A 2,244-nucleotide genomic window follows, 5' to 3' on the forward strand; every position below is an offset into this window, starting at 1 on the left:
TATCCTAAGAAAGTATTAGATTACAAAACTCCCAGAGAGGTGTTATACGCTGGCTAACTTGGACTTGAATTTTGCCTATTGTTTTATTTCAGACTCCAACCACCGTCTATCTTGACAATTTCGCCCTGCATAGAGCTTGCCTTTCCAGATGCTAAAAAGAGGGTCAGCTCTGCGATTTCCTCTGGCAAACTCCAGCGCTTAATAGGTGTTTCTTCTGCCACCCAGTCAGCTAAGCCTCCAGGCTCAAAGTCGCTAGCTGTCATGCCGGTCTTGACCGCCCCAGGCGCAATCCCAAAGACCTGAATGCCCTTGTCAGCGTAATCAAGTGCCACCTGCTTGGTCAGGCCAGCCAGAGCGTGCTTACTAGCAGTGTAGCTTGCGCCACCACCGCCCGCTAAGAAGGAAGCGATAGAGCACATATTGATGATAATGCCGTCTTGGCGCAAAAGCATATTTGGCAGATAATGGCGCATAATCTGAGCAGGGGCATAGAGATTGATAGCAAAGAGCTGCTCCATCTCCTCTATGGTTTGCTCTAGGAGTGGCTTGTAGCCGTCTAGGATACCTGCGGTGTTGCAGATGATGTCCACATCCGAAACCTCCCTAAATAAAGTCTCTAAGTCAGACGTCACATCCAGCTGCAAAGTCGTGAGATTATCCTGCTGCTCACAAATAGCTGCCTTATCCACCGCAAAGACCTCATAGCCAGCATGACAAAAGGCACGCATTTGCGCCTGTCCGATACCGCTAGCCGCACCTGTCACCAGCACACGCTTAGTCATCAACAGCCACCCAGTCCGTCGCTAAAACGTCACAAGGCGTTGGGCTCCACATGGAAAAGCCCTCGCCCTCACCAGAGACATTGATGAGAAAGTAAGGCGTCACCTCTAACATCTCGCCATTAACCTCTAGGGTATCAAAGAGCTGTACATAATTTTCAGCGCCACCCCAACCCGTGCGCACGTATTTTTTCTTGGCTTTTAAGCCTGGTAGGATTTCTTCGAATGTCATAAACATACCCCTTTTCTTATTTGCCTTTATTGTAACAAAAATGAAGAGATAAATATAGATAAGATGTTATATTAGCAGGGATTTGTGATACAATGTTAGTGACACTTATATATGGAGGTGGTATTATGCGAGTTGTCGTTATTGGAGCTACAGGGCACATTGGAACTTATCTGATTCCTATGTTGGTTGACAATGGCTATGAAACAATTGCTGTCACACGGAAACTATCTCAGCCCTATGAAGATGCACCAGCTTGGCATAAGGTTGAACGTGTATTGATGGATAGGGAAAATGATCCTGAATTTATTGACAAGTTAAAAGCGCTCAATCCAGATATTATTGTTGATTTGGTTAACTTTAACATTGAAGATACCAAGAAAATCGTCGAACATTTTAAAGACAGTGGACTTTCCCATTATCTCTATTGCTCATCTTGTTGGGCACATGGTAGAGCTAAGACAATTCCATTTGACCCTGATGATTTGCAAAAAGAACCTCTTGATGCTTATGGTAAAGATAAATTTGCAAGTGAGCTCTACTTAAAAGAGCAGTATCGAAAACATGATTTTCCTGCTACAATTATTTTGCCGGGACAGATTTCTGGTTCCGGGTAGGCTATTATCAATCCTTGGGGCAATACTTCTATGCGTGTGTTTCAAGATATTGCTGACGGTAAAGAAATCGCACTTCCTAATTTTGGACAAGAAATCTTGCACCACGTTCACGGATATGATGTCGCACAGGTCTTTTTCCAAGCCATTTGTCACCGAAATCAAGCACTGGGTGAAAGTTTTGATGCGCAAGCCTCAACCCACATTACACTGTACGGTTTTGCAAGACACCTATATGATTATTTTGGACAGGAACCTAAGATAACCTTCTTACCATGGTCAGAATGGTGTGACTACGAAGGCAATGAAGATGAGTGTCGTCACACTTATTATCACATCGCTCGCAGTGGGGTTTTCAGTATTGAAAAGACTCAACGTTTACTAGACTATCAACCCAAATATAGCTGTATTGAGACTATTGATTTAGCGATAAAAAGCTATATTGAGCGAGGGCTATTGACAGTTTCTAAGCCATCATAGTTTTAAAAACTTTATTGTAAAAAAAACAAGCTCTTGTAAGGTACTAGCCCCCAAAAATGAGACACAAAAAAAACACTCCTGTTGAAAATCTAGTAAACTAGAAACAGGAGTGTTTTGTTATGGTCAAAAAAGCATATTCATT

Annotated in this window: 4 protein-coding genes; 2 read left to right on the forward strand and 2 right to left on the reverse strand. The window is 43.0% G+C overall.

Annotated features, from left to right (window positions below; genetic code table 11):
- Nucleotides 1-83: 83 nt before the first annotated feature.
- A complete protein-coding gene (locus AALA56_RS09905) occupies nt 84-782 on the reverse strand; it encodes a 3-oxoacyl-ACP reductase (RefSeq protein WP_369909872.1) in 699 nt (232 codons plus the stop codon).
- Complete coding sequence (locus AALA56_RS09910) at nt 775-1,011, reverse strand: DUF2829 domain-containing protein (RefSeq protein ID WP_115270539.1); 237 nt, start codon at nt 1,009-1,011, stop codon at nt 775-777. The genes AALA56_RS09905 and AALA56_RS09910 overlap by 8 nt, the downstream gene beginning before the upstream one ends.
- A gap of 125 nt (nt 1,012-1,136) precedes the next feature.
- On the opposite strand from AALA56_RS09910, the gene AALA56_RS09915 reads away from it, so the two are divergent.
- Complete coding sequence (locus AALA56_RS09915; protein WP_369909874.1) at nt 1,137-1,625, forward strand: NAD-dependent epimerase/dehydratase family protein; 489 nt, start codon at nt 1,137-1,139, stop codon at nt 1,623-1,625.
- A gap of 30 nt (nt 1,626-1,655) precedes the next feature.
- Nucleotides 1,656-2,102, forward strand: a complete 447-nt coding sequence (locus AALA56_RS09920; protein ID WP_369909875.1) for a hypothetical protein — start codon at nt 1,656-1,658, stop codon at nt 2,100-2,102.
- The last annotated feature ends 142 nt before the right edge of the window (nt 2,103-2,244 follow it).

Source organism: Streptococcus hyointestinalis (genome assembly GCF_041225505.1).
Classification (GTDB): domain Bacteria; phylum Bacillota; class Bacilli; order Lactobacillales; family Streptococcaceae; genus Streptococcus; species Streptococcus hyointestinalis_B.